Source organism: Burkholderia crassaminum (genome assembly GCF_964265005.1).
In the GTDB taxonomy this organism is placed as follows: Bacteria; Pseudomonadota; Gammaproteobacteria; order Burkholderiales; family Burkholderiaceae; genus Burkholderia.
Window position 1 is genome coordinate 2,177,796 of the sequence record NZ_OZ183799.1, and the last position, 15,737, is coordinate 2,193,532.

General features: G+C 67.7%; 15 protein-coding genes. 4 read left to right on the forward strand and 11 right to left on the reverse strand.

Annotated elements, in window-relative coordinates:
* Positions 1–45: 45 nt before the first annotated feature.
* The 3 genes from ACPTTF_RS10015 to ACPTTF_RS10025 all read right to left on the reverse strand — a co-directional run bounded on the left by ACPTTF_RS10015 (position 46) and on the right by ACPTTF_RS10025 (position 3,001).
* Positions 46–1,029 carry a thiamine pyrophosphate-dependent dehydrogenase E1 component subunit alpha gene (locus tag ACPTTF_RS10015; protein WP_423371084.1) on the reverse strand — a complete coding sequence of 328 codons (984 nt, stop codon included), beginning with the start codon at positions 1,027–1,029 and terminating at the stop codon, positions 46–48.
* 77 nt (positions 1,030–1,106) lie between these two features.
* The gene (locus ACPTTF_RS10020; protein WP_423371085.1) at positions 1,107–1,883 is read right to left on the reverse strand and encodes an SDR family NAD(P)-dependent oxidoreductase; all 777 of its coding nucleotides are present in this window, start codon (positions 1,881–1,883) and stop codon (positions 1,107–1,109) included.
* A gap of 59 nt (positions 1,884–1,942) precedes the next feature.
* Entirely contained in the window at positions 1,943–3,001 is a 1,059-nt protein-coding gene (locus ACPTTF_RS10025) for an ATP-NAD kinase family protein (RefSeq protein ID WP_423371086.1), read from the reverse strand.
* A 536-nt stretch (positions 3,002–3,537) separates the two neighbouring features.
* Between ACPTTF_RS10025 and ACPTTF_RS10030 the strand changes: the two genes are divergently transcribed.
* Positions 3,538–5,454 carry a sigma-54-dependent Fis family transcriptional regulator gene (locus ACPTTF_RS10030; protein WP_423371087.1) on the forward strand — a complete coding sequence of 639 codons (1,917 nt, stop codon included), beginning with the start codon at positions 3,538–3,540 and terminating at the stop codon, positions 5,452–5,454.
* A 19-nt stretch (positions 5,455–5,473) separates the two neighbouring features.
* Here ACPTTF_RS10030 and ACPTTF_RS10035 read toward each other — a convergent pair whose 3' ends face one another.
* Positions 5,474–5,878: a carboxymuconolactone decarboxylase family protein gene (locus ACPTTF_RS10035; protein WP_423371088.1), complete on the reverse strand. Its 405-nt coding sequence runs from the start codon at positions 5,876–5,878 to the stop codon at positions 5,474–5,476.
* Positions 5,862–6,323 (reverse strand): MerR family transcriptional regulator, encoded by a 462-nt coding sequence (locus ACPTTF_RS10040; RefSeq protein ID WP_423371089.1) that lies wholly within the window; start codon positions 6,321–6,323, stop codon positions 5,862–5,864. Before ACPTTF_RS10040 ends, ACPTTF_RS10035 begins: the two co-directional genes overlap by 17 nt.
* A 275-nt stretch (positions 6,324–6,598) precedes the next feature.
* Between ACPTTF_RS10040 and ACPTTF_RS10045 the strand changes: the two genes are divergently transcribed.
* A complete protein-coding gene (locus ACPTTF_RS10045) occupies positions 6,599–7,210 on the forward strand; it encodes a ComEA family DNA-binding protein (protein ID WP_423371090.1) in 612 nt (203 codons plus the stop codon).
* 88 nt (positions 7,211–7,298) lie between these two features.
* Entirely contained in the window at positions 7,299–7,736 is a 438-nt protein-coding gene (locus ACPTTF_RS10050) for a YidB family protein (RefSeq protein ID WP_011352291.1), read from the forward strand.
* A gap of 103 nt (positions 7,737–7,839) precedes the next feature.
* Here ACPTTF_RS10050 and clpB read toward each other — a convergent pair whose 3' ends face one another.
* Positions 7,840–10,437: an ATP-dependent chaperone ClpB gene (gene clpB, locus ACPTTF_RS10055; RefSeq protein WP_423371091.1), complete on the reverse strand. Its 2,598-nt coding sequence runs from the start codon at positions 10,435–10,437 to the stop codon at positions 7,840–7,842.
* A 157-nt stretch (positions 10,438–10,594) separates the two neighbouring features.
* Positions 10,595–11,110 (reverse strand): Rrf2 family transcriptional regulator, encoded by a 516-nt coding sequence (locus tag ACPTTF_RS10060; RefSeq protein ID WP_423371092.1) that lies wholly within the window; start codon positions 11,108–11,110, stop codon positions 10,595–10,597.
* A gap of 252 nt (positions 11,111–11,362) precedes the next feature.
* Here ACPTTF_RS10060 and ACPTTF_RS10065 point away from each other — a divergent pair, with 252 nt between their 5' ends.
* Positions 11,363–11,932, forward strand: coding sequence for a group III truncated hemoglobin (locus ACPTTF_RS10065; protein ID WP_166965800.1), 570 nt, complete (start codon positions 11,363–11,365; stop codon positions 11,930–11,932).
* A gap of 66 nt (positions 11,933–11,998) precedes the next feature.
* Here the strand turns inward: ACPTTF_RS10065 and ACPTTF_RS10070 are convergent, their stop codons facing one another.
* The 4 genes from ACPTTF_RS10070 to thrC form a co-directional block, all read right to left on the reverse strand.
* Complete coding sequence (locus ACPTTF_RS10070) at positions 11,999–12,475, reverse strand: molybdenum cofactor biosynthesis protein MoaE (protein WP_166965802.1); 477 nt, start codon at positions 12,473–12,475, stop codon at positions 11,999–12,001.
* Positions 12,476–12,485: 10 nt separating this feature from the next.
* On the reverse strand, positions 12,486–12,743 hold the full coding sequence (moaD, locus tag ACPTTF_RS10075) for a molybdopterin converting factor subunit 1 (protein WP_011352296.1): 258 nt from the start codon (positions 12,741–12,743) through the stop codon (positions 12,486–12,488).
* 19 nt (positions 12,744–12,762) lie between these two features.
* Positions 12,763–14,010 carry a gephyrin-like molybdotransferase Glp gene (glp, locus tag ACPTTF_RS10080; RefSeq protein ID WP_423371093.1) on the reverse strand — a complete coding sequence of 416 codons (1,248 nt, stop codon included), beginning with the start codon at positions 14,008–14,010 and terminating at the stop codon, positions 12,763–12,765.
* A 269-nt stretch (positions 14,011–14,279) separates the two neighbouring features.
* The gene (thrC, locus tag ACPTTF_RS10085; RefSeq protein WP_423371094.1) at positions 14,280–15,731 is read right to left on the reverse strand and encodes a threonine synthase; all 1,452 of its coding nucleotides are present in this window, start codon (positions 15,729–15,731) and stop codon (positions 14,280–14,282) included.
* Positions 15,732–15,737: the final 6 nt, after the last annotated feature.

The following is a 15,737-nucleotide window of genomic DNA, read 5'->3' on the forward strand; positions in this document are numbered from 1 at the left end:
CTGGAATGTTCGGTTCGCCGTGCCTGCCTCGGTGTCAGGCCGCGCTCACGGGTACGACACGTAGACGTCGGTCAGCAGGTCGGCGGCATCCGGCACCGGCGCGGCCTTGGCCTGCGCGACCGCGTCGTCGATCAGCGCCTTCACCTGCGCGTCGACCGTGCGCAGATCGGCGCTCGTCAGCGCTTCGGCACGCACGACGCGCGTCTCGAAATGCTTCAGGCAATCCTTCTCGTCGCGCAGCTTCTGCACTTCGCCGGGCGCGCGGTAGGTCTGCGCATCGCCTTCGAAGTGGCCGAAATAGCGCGTGAACTTCACCTCGACGAGCGTCGGCCCGCCGCCGTTGCGCGCGCGTTCGACCGCCTCGCCGAGCGCTTCGTGCACCGCGAAGAAGTCGAAGCCATCGACGATCACGCCCGGCATCCCGAACCCGTTCGCGCGATCGGCGATGTTGTCGGTCGCGACCGACCAGCTCGACGACGTCGCTTCCGCATAGCCGTTGTTCTCGGCCACGAAGATCGCAGGCAGCCGCCACACCGACGCGAGGTTCATCGATTCGAAGATCACGCCCTGGTTCGACGCGCCGTCACCGAAGAAGCACACGCCGACGCCGCCCGTCTTCTTGTGCTTCGCCGCGAGCGCCGCGCCGCACACGAGCGGGCCGCCCGCGCCGACGATCCCGTTCGCGCCGAGCATCCCCATCGACAGGTCGGCGATATGCATCGAGCCGCCCTTGCCGTGGCAGACGCCGGTTTTCTTGCCGTAGATCTCGGCCATCATCCCGTGCACGTCCACGCCCTTCGCGATGCAATGGCCGTGGCCGCGGTGCGTGGTCGCAACGTAGTCGTCGAGGCCGAGATGCAGGATCGTGCCGACCGCGGACGCCTCCTCGCCCGCGTACAGGTGAACGAAACCCGGAATCTCGCCGGTCGCGAACTCGACGTGCAGGCGCTCCTCGAATTCGCGGATCGTGCGCATCAGCCGGTAGGCGTCCAGCAGTTTTTCCCTGCTGAGCTGGGTCGAAACGGTCATGTGTGTCTCCTGGGTAGGTCTGACTGCGAATGCCGCCGCGGCCGGGCCGCGGCGACGGATTGCACGGCCTGCGGCCGTCAGTGGAACGTGAAGCCGCCGTCGACGTTCACGGCCTGGCCCGTCACGTTGTCCATCGTCGCGAAGAACAGCGCGAGCCGGCCCATGTCTTCCGGCGTCTGCGCGCGGCCCTGCGGAATCAGCGTCAACTGGTGCCGCTGCCACGATTCCTCGACCGTTTCGCCGCCGGTCTTCCATGCGTCGGACAGCCGGTCCCACATGTCGGTACGGACGATGCCGGGGCAGATCGCGTTGACGGTCACGCCGTCGCGCGCGAGCTCCTTTGCGAGCGCGTTCGTGAAGCCGACGACCGCGAATTTCGATGCGCTGTAGTGCGCGAGATTCGGAAAGCCTTCCTTGCCCGCGATCGACGCGACGTTGATGATCCGGCCGCGCCCCTGCGCCTTCAGATGCGCGAGCGCCGCGCGGCAGCCGAGGAACGTGCCTTTCGCGTTCACGTCCATCACGAAATCCCAGTCGCGTTCGGTCAGCTCGCCGACCGGATGAATGCTGATCACGCCCGCGCAATTCACGAGGATGTCGAGCCGGCCGAATTCGGCGAGCGCCTGCGCGACCATCGCGTCGACCTGCGCGGCCTGCGTGACGTCGACCTTCGCGACCGCCACGCGGCGGCCAAGCGCGCGTACCTCGCGCGCGGTGGCGTCGAGTGCGTCGTCGAGCAGGTCGGCCAGCAGGATGTCGGCGCCCGCGCCGGCAAGCGTCAGCGCAATGCCGCGGCCGATGCCGCGCGCGCCGCCCGTGACGATGGCGACCTGTCCTTCGAGTGGGGGTGTCATGGCGATGTCTCCTTGATAATCGTTATGGAAGTCGAAATGTCGTTCAGGGACCCAGGTACTCAGTCGTGCCACGCACCGGCATCGCGCAGCAATTGCCGCGACGACGCGTAGCGCAGCGTGCGGCCGACGTCGACCGTCAGCGGCCCGCGCCAGTCGAGCGAAATCTCGTAGCGATCGCCGCGCGCGACCTCGATCTCGCGCTCACCGTCGAACGCGAGCGTGCCGCGCTCGAACGGGATCGCCTGCCATGCACCCGGTTCGAGCCGCTCGCAGCTGCGCATCACCACGCGGTCGACGCGGCCCGGTGCGATCGGCGCGACGAGCGGCGTGCCCGCCGTCTTGCCGTCGGCCGCGAAACGCATCGCAAGCCCGTGCGGCGCGCTGCGTTCTAGCGGCGCCCACGCGCCGCCGAGCGCGGACAGGCCGATCCCGTCCGGTTCCGCAAACGTCAGGTAGAGCGATTCGATGTCGTCGGATCCCGAGATCGCGCGGGCGCCGATGAAACGCTGTCGCGCGGCGCACACGTCGACGAGCGCGATCTCCTCGCGCCCCGGCTGCGCGCCCGCGACGCAGCGCACGACGAGCCGCTTGTTGCGCGTGAACGCGACTTCGGCCGGCACCGCGCCCGTCGCGGCGAGTCCTGCCGCGACGCCGGCGACGGTTGCTTCGCGATGTTCGGGAAACGCGTTGTTGGTGCCGGTGGACAGCGCGACGAGCGGCGTCGCGCCGCAGTGCGCGGCCACGGCGCGATGCGTACCGTCGCCGCCGAGCACGACGATCGACGCGACTTCCATCCGGTGCAGGTACGCGGCACCGGCCTGTGTGTCGGCAACGGTGTCGGTGATCGGCAGGTCGACGAACTCGACCTCGGGCCAGCGCTCGTGCGGCGCGACCGCACGATGCGTGTCGAGCGCGCGCAGCAGCAACGTCGCGATGCCCGTCCGGTCGCGCAACGTCAGCACGCGCTCGACGCCCATCGCGCCGAGGCCGGCCAGCAGGCGCACGATCATGTTCGCCTTCTCCGCGGTCGGAAACACAGAGGCATGCGTCGTGAGGCGGCGGATATCGCGCCCCGATGCGGGGTTCGCAATCACGCCGACGGTAACGGGCGTTGTCACGGGTTCGTCTCCATCCAGTTGGCCGGCCCCGGCGCATTGACGTACGCCGCGGCCCTGCCTGTTTCGTCCGCTGCCATCGCCGGGCGGCGGATCCTCATCGCCGACGCGACCGCGCCGACCTGTCCGTGATCTCTGCAAGCGGCGTGCCATCGTGCATGCGATGACAGTGAAACCCGTGTACACGCTGGCGCGGCGCTCGTGGCGGCGCCTCCGATCCGCTGCCGGAAGCACGATGCACGCGGCAATCCGGCCCGTTCGTCTCACCGCGTCGATGCGACGAAACGGCCATCGCGACGTCGGTGCAAGCGCGCCGTGGCGCCCGCGAACCCCGCGGCATCGCGGCACCGCGCGTGCCGCGTCATGCCGGCCGACCTCCGCATGTCGCACACGAACGCGTCTCAGCGACACGAGACAGCCCGCGATACCGGTGAGACGAACGTCTCACGCCCTCCGCGTGCTGCGATGCAATGTGATCCGTCGAACGGGATGTGCTACAAGAACATCGCATTCCCCGCCGTACGGAACCGGAGCCGACCATGCCCTACGCCGTCCCCCAGGCCCAGCACGCCGACCGTGTGCTCGGCGCGCTCGCCGGACGCCTGCCCGCGCCGGCCGAATCCACGCGCCTCGTGTCCTCGTGGCAACGGTCGCTGGAGCGCTACCGTCTCGACCCCGCTTCGTCGATCGGCCCGCGCGTGCTGACCGCGGCCGAGCTGCGCGAAGTGCGCGACAAGGAGGAGGCCTTCCTGCGCGCGTCGGGCCAGTGCCTGACGCGGCTGCACGACATGATCCGCGTCGCCGACTACTGCGTGATGCTGACCGACGCGCACGGCGTGACGATCGACTACCGGATCGACCGCGAGCGCCGCAACGACTTCCGCCATGCGGGGCTGCACATCGGCTCGTGCTGGTCGGAAAGCGAGGAAGGCACATGCGGTGTCGCGAACGTGCTGACCGATCTCGCGCCGATCACCGTGCACAAGACCGATCACTTTCGCGCGGCATTCACGACGCTCACCTGCAGCGCGGCGCCGATCTTCTCGCCGGGCGGCGAGCTGATCGGTGTGCTCGACGCGTCGGCCGTTCATTCACCCGACGGCCGCGACAGCCAGCGTCTCGTCTATCAGCTCGTGCGGCAGAGCGCGGCGCTGATCGAGGACGGCTACTTCGTGCACAGCACCGCGCAGCACTGGATCCTGTTCGGGCATCCGAATCGTCATTACGTCGAAGCACAACCCGAGTGGCTGATCGCGTTCGACGAATGCGGCAATATCGTCGCCGCGAACCGGCAGGCGCGCGACGCGCTGCCGGCGCTGCGCGAACCGCGCCATATCGACGAGATCTTCGATGCGACCGAGATGCCGCTGCGCGATGCCGCGCGGCTCGATGCGATCGTCGCACTGCGGCTGCGCGCGACCGGCGCGCCGCTCTATGCGCGGCTGCGTGCGCCGCTACGGCGCACCGGCCGCGAACCCGGCACGGCGTCGCGCCGCCCAGGCGCCGCGCAACGTCACGTCGGCGCGCTGACGCCGTTCCTGCACAGCAATGACGTGCAGATCGCGCAACAGGCCGAACTCGCGCTGCGTGTCGCGAGCAAGCGCCTGCCGATTCTCGTGCTCGGCGAAACCGGTGCGGGGAAGGAAGTGTTCGCGCGCGCGATCCACGACGCCGGCGCGCGGCGCACGCGGTCGTTCGTCGCCGTCAATTGCGGCGCGCTGCCGGAAGCCCTGATCGAGAGCGAATTGTTCGGCTATGCGGCCGGCGCGTTTACCGGCGCACGCAAGCACGGTGCGCGCGGCAAGATCGCGCTCGCCGACGGCGGCACGCTGTTCCTCGACGAAATCGGCGACATGCCGCTCGCGCTGCAGACGCGCCTGTTGCGCGTGCTCGCCGATGGCGAGGTCGTGCCGCTCGGCAGCGATACGCCCGTACGTGTCGACCTCGACGTGATCTGCGCGACGCACCGCGATCTCGCGCGGATGGTGGCCGACGGCACGTTCCGCGAGGATCTGTATTACCGGCTGAGCGGCGCGACGTTCGAACTGCCGCCGCTGCGCGAGCGCGCGGACGTGCGCGACGTGATTGCCACCGTGTTCGCCGAGGAGGCACAGGCAACCGGCCACGTGCTGACGCTCGATGCAACGCTCGCCGAACAGCTCGCCGCGTACCCGTGGCCCGGCAACGTGCGGCAGTTGCGCAACGTACTACGCTATGCGTGCGCGGTGTGCGACGCCGCGCGCGTGACGCGGCATGACCTGCCGGCCGATATCGCCGCGCAGCTTGGCGGCGCGTCGACCGGCACCCTGCCTGACGACGAACGCGGCCGCATCGTCGCGGCGCTCACCGCGCACCGCTGGCGGCCCGACGCGGCTGCGCAGGCGCTCGGCATCTCGCGCGCGACGTTGTACCGGCGCATCGCGAAGCACCGGATCGTCGCGCCGCACCGCGCGTGACGCACCGGCGCGTCTGCCCTCATGCGGCCTGCACGGCCGCTTCGTCGCGGCGCACGAACACCTCGTGTGCGGCGAACAGCGCGTTGAGCGCGGCCGGAAAACCCGCGTAGACGGCCATCTGCATGAACACCTCGACAATCTCGTCGCGCGTGCAGCCCACGTTCAGCGCGGCCTCGATATGCACCTTCAGTTGCGGCTGCGCGTTGCCGAGCGCGGCCAACGCCGCGATCGTCGCGATCTCGCGCGCCCTCAGGTCGAGCTGCGGCCGGCTGTAGATATCGCCGAAACCGAACTCGACCAGGAGCCGCCCGAAGTCCGGCGCGATCGGTGCGAGGGCTGCGATCACCCGCTCACCGACTTCGCCGTCGATTTCCTTCAGTTTGTTCCAGCCGCGCGTGTAGCGGTCTTCAACGAGTCGTTCCATTGTGTCCGTCCTGTTCCGATGGAGAGTGAGTTGGTTTTGCCCGTCGTGCCGTATCGCGCTCCTGTGCCTCGTAGTACGCGATCTTGTCGCTGATCACGTCGAGGCTCGCCTGCAGCTCCGCGAGATGCGCGCGCACCGCATCGCGATGCGCGACCAGCAGGCTGCGCCGCGCACCGAAGGTCGGCTCGCCCTGCGCGCGCAGCGCCGCGAATGCCTGCATCTGCGCGATCGGCATGCCGGTCGCCTTCAGGCGCATCACGAAGGCCAGCCAGTCAAGGTCGGCCGGCGCATAGAGCCGGTGCCCGGCCGCCGTGCGCGAAATCGCGCGCAGCAGGCCGGCCTGCTCGTAGTACCGCAGCGTATGCGTCGACAGGCCGGTCATTTCGGCGACCTGGCCGATCGTCAGCGGGCCGGCGGAGGAAGGTTGGGATACGGTTTTGGACATGGCAGGAACAAGGTTAGGAGTTAGAGCCAACTCTAAGTCAAGCGCTTTCGAACGGCCAGCGCGACGACAACCCGCGACACCGTAAAGAATGGTCAAAATCGCCGCCCGGCACGGGTTTCGGTCTTTACAGCGCCGCAAGCCTTCAGCAAGATTCGGTCAGCCTGTCTTAAAAAGGGCACGCATTTGTCCTATGCTTAACGGCGACGCCCGGCCGGGTCTCGCCCCACCGTCCGTTGCAACAGCCATTCATCCGTCAGAACCAGGGAGCCTTTGCCATGCTGAAAAAGCTGCTGATGCTGTTCGTCGCGCTATCGCTGTCGCTCGCCGCAGGCCTTGCCGCGGCCGTCGAAGTCAACTCGGCTGACCAGGCCACGCTCGAATCCGTGAAGGGTCTCGGGCCCGTGAAGTCGAAGGCGATCATCGACGAACGCACCAAGAACGGCCCGTTCAAGGATGCGGACGATCTCGCGAACCGCGTCAAGGGCCTCGGCACGAAGTCGGTCGGGCATCTCGAAGAGAACGGCCTGACGATCGGCGGCTCGTCGACCCCGCCGAAGGGCGTGAAGCTGTCGAAACCGGCCGCGACGACATCGGCTACCACGTCGGCAACGACGTCGGCAGGCACTGCATCGACGTCCACGACCGCGACGGCCGGCACGACGGCTGCGACGCCGGCCCCGGCGGCAAGCGCACCGGATGCGGCGGCGAAACCGGCCAAGGCGAAGCGCGCGTCGAAGAAGGAAAAAGCAGCGGCCGCAGCGGCGGCATCCGCCGACGCAGGTGCGAGCGCATCGGCCGCAGCGTCGTCGGCAAAAGCGACGAAGGGTTCGAAGAAGAAAAGCAAGAAGGACAAGGCAGCCTCCGCCGCCGCGGCGTCGGGCGCCTGATGTGCGCCGCGCGCGCGACGGCGTGCGCGCGGCATTCGTTCAACGGGCGCCCACAGCGTGGCGCCCTTATCGGTAAAGGTGAAGAACCATGGGTCTCCTCGACATCGTTGGCGGTCTGCTCGGCGGCCAGGCCGGCGGCAACTCGCAAAGCGCGCTGATCACGACCGCGCTCGAATTCATCAACAACCAGCCAGGCGGCCTGAATGGCCTGATCGAGAAGTTCAAGGCGGGCGGCGCCGGCGACGTCATCGGCTCGTGGGTCGGCACCGGCCAGAACCAGCCGATCTCGCCGGACGCGCTGCAAAACGTGCTGGGCTCGGACGCGATCGGTGCGCTCGCGAGCAAGTTCGGCGTCGACCCGTCGATGGCCTCGACCGTCCTCGCGCAGGTGCTGCCGCACGTCGTCAATCACGCGACGCCGGACGGCGCAGTACCGGCTGACGGCCAGGCCCAGGTCGACCCGTCGAACGTGCTCGGCTCGCTGTCGCAGATCGCCGGCATGTTCGGCGGCAACAAGCAGGGCTGAAGCCCTGCGTCGTTGCGACGCTCCATAAGCAAACACCCCGCCGAGGCGGGGTGTTTGTTTTTGCGCGCCCGGCGCGAACCGGGTGGGCGGCCAAGGCAGACGATCAGTGCACGACGCGGTCGAACACGAACTTGCCGTCGTGGATGTCGACCGGAATCACGTCCTTCGGACCGAAGCGGCCCGCGAGGATGAGCTTCGCGACCGGGTTCTCGATCTCTTGCTGGATCGCGCGCTTCAGCGGCCGCGCACCGAACAGCGGATCGTAACCGACCTTCCCGATCTGTTCGAGCGCCGCTTCCGACACCTCGAGCGCCATGTCGAGCTTCGCAAGCCGATCGTGCAGGCGCGCGAGCTGGATCTTCGCGATCGACTCGATGTTGCTGCGGTCGAGCGCATGGAACACGACGACGTCGTCGATCCGGTTCAGGAACTCGGGGCGGAAATGCTGCTTCACCTCGAGCCACACCGCGTCCTTGATCTCTTCCTGCGGCGCACCCGTCATCGCCTGGATCACCTGCGAGCCGAGGTTCGACGTCATCACGATCACCGTGTTCTTGAAGTCGACCGTGCGCCCCTGCCCGTCCGTCATGCGGCCGTCGTCGAGCACCTGCAGCAGCACGTTGAACACGTCCGGATGCGCTTTCTCGATCTCGTCGAGCAGGATCACGCTGTACGGCTTGCGGCGCACGGCTTCGGTCAGGTAACCGCCTTCCTCGTAACCGACATAGCCCGGCGGCGCGCCGATCAGCCGCGCGACGCTGTGCTTCTCCATGAACTCGCTCATGTCGATGCGGATCAGGTGCTCTTCCGAATCGAACAGGAACGACGCGAGCGCCTTGCACAGCTCGGTCTTGCCGACCCCCGTCGGGCCGAGGAACAGGAACGAGCCGTACGGACGGTTCGGATCGGCGAGACCCGCACGCGAACGGCGGATCGCGTCGGCCACCGCACTGATCGCCTCATGCTGGCCGACCACGCGCTCGTGCAGCTTTTCCTCGATGTGCAGCAGCTTCTCGCGTTCGCCCTGCATCATCCGCGACACCGGAATCCCGGTCGAACGCGACACGACTTCCGCGATTTCCTCGGCGCCGACCTGCGTGCGCAGCAGGCGCGGACGCGTCGGGTTGTGCTGCTCCTGCTCTTCAGCCTGCGTGACCTGCTTCAGTTGCGCCTCGAGTTGCGGCAGCTTGCCGTACTGCAGTTCGGCGACCTTCTCCAGCTTGCCGTCACGCTGCAGACGCGCGATGTCCGCACGCACCTTCTCGATCTCTTCCTTGAGCTGTGCGCTGCCCTGCACCGCGGCCTTCTCGGCGGTCCAGATCTCGTCCAGGTCCGCATATTCGCGGCCGAGGCGGTCGATCTCTTCCTCGATCAGCTGCAGGCGCTTCTGCGACGCTTCGTCCTGCTCCTTCTTCACGGCTTCGCGCTCGATCTTCAGCTGGATCAGCCGGCGGTCGAGCTTGTCCATCTCTTCGGGCTTCGAATCGATTTCCATCTTGATCTTCGAAGCGGCTTCGTCGATCAGGTCGATGGCCTTGTCGGGCAGGAAGCGATCGGTGATGTAGCGGTGCGACAGCTCGGCCGCGGCGACGATCGCCGGGTCGGTAATGTCGACACCGTGGTGCAGTTCGTACTTCTCCTGCAGCCCGCGCAGGATCGCGATCGTCGCCTCGACGCTCGGCTCGTCGACGAGCACCTTCTGGAAGCGGCGCTCGAGCGCGGCATCCTTCTCGATGTACTTGCGGTATTCGTCGAGCGTGGTCGCGCCGATGCAGTGCAGTTCGCCGCGCGACAGCGCCGGCTTCAGCATGTTGCCTGCATCCATCGCGCCCTCGGCCTTGCCCGCGCCGACCATCGTGTGGATTTCGTCGATGAAGACGATCGTCTGGCCTTCGTCCTTCGCGATGTCGCTGAGCACGGCCTTCAGGCGCTCCTCGAATTCACCGCGATACTTCGCGCCGGCGAGCAGCGCGGCCATGTCGAGCGACAGCACGCGCTTGCCCTTCAGCGTCTCGGGCACTTCGCCGTTGACGATCCGCTGCGCGAGCCCTTCGACGATCGCCGTCTTGCCGACGCCCGGCTCGCCGATCAGCACCGGGTTGTTCTTGGTGCGGCGCTGCAGGATCTGGATCGAACGGCGGATTTCGTCGTCACGGCCGATCACCGGATCGAGCTTGCCCGCACGGGCGCGCTCGGTCAGGTCGACCGTGTACTTCTTCAGTGCCTCGCGCTGGCTTTCCGCGTCCTGGCTGTGCACCTGCGAGCCGCCGCGCACCGCGGCGATCGCGGCTTCGAGCGACTTGCGCGTGAGGCCGTGCTGGCGCGCGAGCTTGCCAGCTTCGCCCTTGTCGTCGGACACGGCGAGCAGGAACATCTCGCTCGCGATGAACGTATCGTTGAGCTTCTGCGCTTCCTTGTCGGCCTGGTTCAGCAGCCCGGCCAGTTCGCGGCCGATCTGGATGTCGCCGCCCGTGCCCGTCACTTGCGGCAGGCGCGAGATCGCTTCGTTCAGCGCGCCTTGCAGCGCCTGGATGTGAACACCCGCGCGCGACATCAGCGAGCGGGCGGAACCGTCCTGCTGCGCAACCAGTGCGGCCAGCACGTGAACGGGTTCGATGTATTGATTGTCGCGGCCAGCCGCGAGGCTTTGCGCGTCAGAGAGTGCTTCCTGGAACTTGGTGGTGAGCTTGTCGATTCTCATTTAGTCGAGACCTCCAATTTTCGATTAACACCAAGATGAGGATGGTTATGCGGCTTTCAAGCGAAATTCGGGTTGATTCAGCGCAAAAATCGATGGATATCCTCGAAGCGGCCCCGGGACGGGCCACCGCCGGATCGCGGCGCGCGGCGATCGCGTATCAGCCGGCCGCCGACGGCGGCTCGACGGATGCAGGCACGTCTTCCGGCGACGGCGCAACATGCACACGCACGACCGGGCGAATGCCGAGCAACGCCGCGAGCGGCGAAGCGGGTTCGACCAGTTCGCCGAGCGTGTGACGGTCGAGTTCGGCAAAGAACGCATCGCGCGCAGCCGCCAGCACGCCCTTCAGGCGGCATTGCGGCTCGATCACGCAGCCGCGCGACTCGCCCTCGGCCGAAAAGCAGCCGACCAGCGCGAAATCGCTCTCGGTCGCGCGCACGACCTGGCCGACGGTCAGTTGCAGCGATTCGGGGAACAGGCGCAGCCCGCCATTGCGGCCGCGAACGGTGTCGACCCACCCCAGCTCGCCGAGCTGCTGCACGACTTTCATCAGATGGTTCTTCGAGATGCCGTAGGCGTCCGAAATCTCCTGGATCGTCGCGAGTCCCTCGCCGCGCACGGCAAGGTACAGCATCACGCGCAGCGAATAGTCGGTGTAGTCGGTGAGTCTCATGGGTGAATACGGAAAAGATCGGTCGTGTCCCAATTACGTGAGCCGGGCCGATCGGGATGCGCACGGGGCCGGTTGACAGCCCTGTTCCGCGGCCCCGGGTTGCCGGGATGGCGCGTGCGCAATAAGATGCGTGACATCTACACGTTTGTCAGGGGTTGTTGGACGCTATTTTGCGTCAAAATCCGGCCGGCGTCCTGCACGATGCCCGCGCCGCCGCCCCGTTGCCGCCTCTCTCTCCCGGCCCTTTTTGCCATGACCGTCCTGCCCGCCTCGCCCGATACCGCACCGGCCCGCCCTCGCGACACCGAGCCGACCGAAGAGAACATCCGCGATCTCGTCTACGCGTTCTACGACCGCGTGCGCGCCGATCCGCTGCTCGGGCCCGTGTTCGACGCGAAGCTGGCCGGCCGTTGGGACGATCACCTGCCGAAGATGGTCACCTTCTGGTCGAGCCTCGTGCTCGGCACCAAGGGCTATCGCGGCAACGTGCAGCAAGCGCACCAGCCGCTCGACGGGATCGAGCCGGCTCATTTCAGCCGCTGGCTGTCGCTGTTCCTGAAGACCGTCGAGGCGCGCTACGCGCCGAGCGCGGCGATCCGCTTCATGGAACCCGCGCTGCGGATTGCGCAGAGCCTGCAGTTGAGCCGGTTCGGCTGGGATTACCAGATTCCGCCCGAGCAGCAGGCGCTGCTCGACGCGATCGCGCCGCGCCGGCGCAGCGGGGACGACGGGGGCGACGATCCGCACGCGTTGCCGTCGCGTGCCCGCGGCGAGCCGTTTCCGACGAAGATCATCGGGCGCAGCGTCGATCCGGACGCGTAACGGGCAGCCGTCACGCTCGGCGCTTGCGCGCATGCGGCACCTTGTCGCACGATCCTGACGGCGCGCTCAGCGCCGCGTATTACCCGATTCGATTCCCCAGCGGGCAAGCGCGGCATCGTCGGTGCTGCGCGCATCGACCCAGCGCTCGCCCTCCGGTGTGGTTTCCTTCTTCCAGAACGGCGCTTCGGTCTTCAGGTAGTCCATCACGAACTCGCACGACGCGAACGCATCGCCGCGGTGCGACGCAACCGTTGCGACCATCACGATCTGGTCGAGCGGCAGCAGCTTGCCGACGCGATGCACGATCGCGACGTCGATGCCCGGCCAACGCCGGCCGGCCTCGGCGGCGATCTTCTCAAGCGCCTTCTCGGTCATTCCCGGATAGTGCTCGAGCTCCATCGCGGCAACCGCATCGCCTTCGTTCAAATCGCGCACGGTGCCGACGAAGCACGCAACCGCGCCGATCTTCGGATTGCGCGCGCGCAATGCCGCGACCTCGGCGTTCAGATCGAAGTCGTCGGTCTGGATTCGTACCGTTGCCATCGCCAGTGCCTCAACCGCCCGTCACCGGCGGAAAGAATGCGACTTCGCAGCCTTCGGTCAGCCTCGTGTCGGGATCGGTCATCTCGTGGTTGCACGCCATGCGCAGTGCGCGCCCTTCCGCGAGCGTCTCGGCCCACGCCCCGCCGCGCACGCGCAGCCATGCGCGCACGTCGCCCACGGTCGTGACGCTGTCCGGCACGTCGGCCTGCTCGTCGGCGACACCCAGTGCCTCGCGTACGCTTGCAAAAAATTTCAGCTGAATCTTCATGGTTCGGGAAGCCGTCGCGTTACGACAGCAGTTCGGAAAACGGAATGAAACGCACGGTCTCGCCGGCGCTGATCGCGTGCTGCGGCGGGTTGTCGATCAGGCCGTCGCCCCACACCGTCGACGTCAGCACCGCCGAGCTCTGGTTCGGGAACAGGTCGAGCCCGCCGGCCGCGTTCACGCGCGCACGCAGGAATTCGTTGCGCCGGTCGCCCTTGCCTTGCGAGAAATCGGCACGCAGCGACAGCGCGCGCGGCGCGACGTCACGCACGCCGGACAGGCGCAGCAGGAACGGCCGCACGAACAGCAGGAACGTGACGAAACTCGACACCGGGTTGCCGGGCAGCCCGATGAAGTGCGCATCGGGGCGATCGTCGCCACGGCGCACCGCGCCATAGGCAAGCGGCTTGCCGGGCTTCATCGCGATCTGCCACAGCGCGAGCCGCCCTTCGGCCTCGACGGCCGGCTTCACGTGATCCTCTTCGCCGACCGACACGCCGCCGCTCGTCAGGATCACGTCGTGGTCGCGCGCGGCTGCGCGCAGCGTATCGCGCGTGGCGGTGAGCGAATCGGGCACGATCCCGTAGTCGGTCACGTGGCAGCCGAGCCGCTCCAGCAGCCCGCGCAGCGTGAAGCGGTTCGAGTTGTAGATCGCGCCGGGCTTCAACGGCTCGCCCGGCATCGTCAGCTCGTCACCGGTGAAGAACACCGCGACGCGAATCCGCCGCGCGACCGGCAACTGCGCGCAGCCGACCGATGCGGCGAGACCGAGCGCCTGCGGCGTGAGCCGCGTGCCGGCCGGCAGGATCACCGAGCCCTGCCGAATATCCGCGCCCTGCGCGGTGATCCATTCGCCGGCCTTCGGCGTGTGCAGGATCTCCACCGCATCGCCGTCGGCCGACGCCTGCTCCTGCATCACGACGGCGTCGGCGCCGGGCGGCACCGTCGCACCGGTGAAGATCCGCGCGGCCGTGCCGGCCGCGAGCGGTTCGGCCGGATGACCGGCCGGAATGCGCTGCGACACCGGCAAACGCCGATCGCCATGCAGCAGGTCGGCGACGCGCACCGCATAGCCGTCCATCGCGCTCGTATGCATCGGCGGCACGTCGAGCGGCGAGCTTACGTCGGCCGCCAGCACGCGGCCGAGCGCATCGAGCGTGGCGACGGTTTCGACGCCGGGCAGCGGCTTCGCGGCATCGAGCAGCGCGGCAAGTGCCTCGGCGGTCGACAGCATCGGCGCGCGCGGCGCCGCGGGATTCGGGTTCGACATCGATGGAATCGGGGATCGTTGGATTCAATACGTCATTGTAGCGACGCCGTCGCGCGGGCGCGCGATATGGCGGACATGCGGAAACTGTGATTCGCGCGAACGCGCGGGTCTGGCACTTGTTTCGCACGCGATGCGGCGGCAGCCGCGCGGCGCGCTGCGAACACCTGCGCCGCGCGCCACCGCCAAACGAAACGGCCGGAACCCCGATCCGTTCGACGAATCGGCATTCCGGCCGTCCTGCGCAGCCGGGCCCGCGGCCCGGCCGTGCGTCATGCGCCCGTATGAGCGGCGATGAAGTCCTTCACCTGCTGCGCGTCGGCGTTCACGACCTCGAAACGCTGCGGCAGCGCCTCGAGCCCGTCGAATGCGGCCGGACGCTCGGCTTCGCGATCGAGTGCTTCGCGGATCGTCTCGCCGAACTTGATCGGCTGCGCCGTCTCGAGCACGACCATCGGCACGCCCGCGTCGAGATGCTCGCGCGCGACCTTCACGCCGTCGGCCGTGTGCGTATCGATCATCGTGTCGTAACGCGAGAACACGTCGCGGATCGTCGCGATGCGGTCCGTGTGGCCGCTGCGGCCCGACACGAAACCGAACTCGGCGACGCGCGCGAAATCGCCGCTCGCCGCGAGATCGAAGCCGCCCTTCTCCTCGACGTCGCGGAACAGCTGCATCACACGCGCCGGATCGCGGCCGAGCAGGTCGAACACGAAACGCTCGAAGTTCGACGCCTTCGAGATGTCCATGCTCGGGCTGCTCGTGTGATAGGTGTTCTCGGCGCTACGCACGCGATACGCGCCCGTGCGGAAGAACTCGTCGAGCACGTCGTTCTCGTTGGTCGCAACCACCAGCTTCGCGATCGGCAGCCCCATCATCCGCGCGATGTGGCCCGCGCACACGTTGCCGAAGTTGCCCGACGGCACCGTGAACGACACGCGCTCGTCGTTGGACTGCGTCGCCGCGAAATAGCCCTTGAAGTAGTACACGACCTGCGCGACGACGCGCGCCCAGTTGATCGAGTTGACCGTGCCGATCTTCTGCTGCGCCTTGAACGCGTGATCGTTCGAGACCGCCTTCACGATGTCCTGGCAGTCGTCGAACACGCCTTCGACCGCGAGATTGAAGATGTTCGGATCCTGCAGGCTGAACATCTGGGCCGTCTGGAACGCGCTCATCTTCTTGTGCGGCGACAGCATGAACACGCGCACGCCGGCCTTGCCGCGCATCGCGTATTCGGCCGCGCTGCCCGTGTCGCCGGACGTCGCGCCGAGAATGTTCAGCGTCTGCCCGTGCTTCGCGAGCGTGTACTCGAACAGGTTGCCGAGCAGCTGCATCGCCATGTCCTTGAACGCGAGCGTCGGGCCGTTCGACAGTTCGAGCAGCGACAGCGCCGCACCGTTCTCGGTGCCGAGCGTCTTCAGCGGCGTGATGTCGGACGCATTCTCGCCATGGCGCGTGTTGCGGTACACGTCGGCCGTGTACGTGCGGCGCGTGATCGCGCGCAGGTCGTCGGCCGGCACGTCGTCGCAGAACTTCGCCAGGATCTCGAACGCGAGATCCGCATACGACAGCGTGCGCCAGCGCGCGAGCTCGTCGGCGGACACCTTCGGATACTCGGCCGGCAGGTAGAGCCCGCCGTCCTTCGCGAGACCACCCAGCAGGATGTCGGAGAACGTGTGGCGCTCGCCGATGCCGGCGCCGCGCGTGGAGATGTAGTTCATGTCGTC

Coding starts and splice junctions, on each gene's coding strand:
- ACPTTF_RS10015 (WP_423371084.1), bottom strand. CDS start 1,029: ATGACCGTTTCGACCCAGCTCAGCAGGGAAAAACTGCTGGACGCCTAC.
- ACPTTF_RS10020 (WP_423371085.1), bottom strand. CDS start 1,883: ATGACACCCCCACTCGAAGGACAGGTCGCCATCGTCACGGGCGGCGCG.
- ACPTTF_RS10030 (WP_423371087.1), top strand. CDS start 3,538: ATGCCCTACGCCGTCCCCCAGGCCCAGCACGCCGACCGTGTGCTCGGC.
- ACPTTF_RS10035 (WP_423371088.1), bottom strand. CDS start 5,878: ATGGAACGACTCGTTGAAGACCGCTACACGCGCGGCTGGAACAAACTG.
- ACPTTF_RS10040 (WP_423371089.1), bottom strand. CDS start 6,323: ATGTCCAAAACCGTATCCCAACCTTCCTCCGCCGGCCCGCTGACGATC.
- ACPTTF_RS10045 (WP_423371090.1), top strand. CDS start 6,599: ATGCTGAAAAAGCTGCTGATGCTGTTCGTCGCGCTATCGCTGTCGCTC.
- ACPTTF_RS10050 (WP_011352291.1), top strand. CDS start 7,299: ATGGGTCTCCTCGACATCGTTGGCGGTCTGCTCGGCGGCCAGGCCGGC.
- clpB (WP_423371091.1), bottom strand. CDS start 10,437: ATGAGAATCGACAAGCTCACCACCAAGTTCCAGGAAGCACTCTCTGAC.
- ACPTTF_RS10060 (WP_423371092.1), bottom strand. CDS start 11,110: ATGAGACTCACCGACTACACCGACTATTCGCTGCGCGTGATGCTGTAC.
- ACPTTF_RS10065 (WP_166965800.1), top strand. CDS start 11,363: ATGACCGTCCTGCCCGCCTCGCCCGATACCGCACCGGCCCGCCCTCGC.
- ACPTTF_RS10070 (WP_166965802.1), bottom strand. CDS start 12,475: ATGGCAACGGTACGAATCCAGACCGACGACTTCGATCTGAACGCCGAG.
- moaD (WP_011352296.1), bottom strand. CDS start 12,743: ATGAAGATTCAGCTGAAATTTTTTGCAAGCGTACGCGAGGCACTGGGT.
- glp (WP_423371093.1), bottom strand. CDS start 14,010: ATGTCGAACCCGAATCCCGCGGCGCCGCGCGCGCCGATGCTGTCGACC.
- thrC (WP_423371094.1), bottom strand. CDS start 15,731: ATGAACTACATCTCCACGCGCGGCGCCGGCATCGGCGAGCGCCACACG.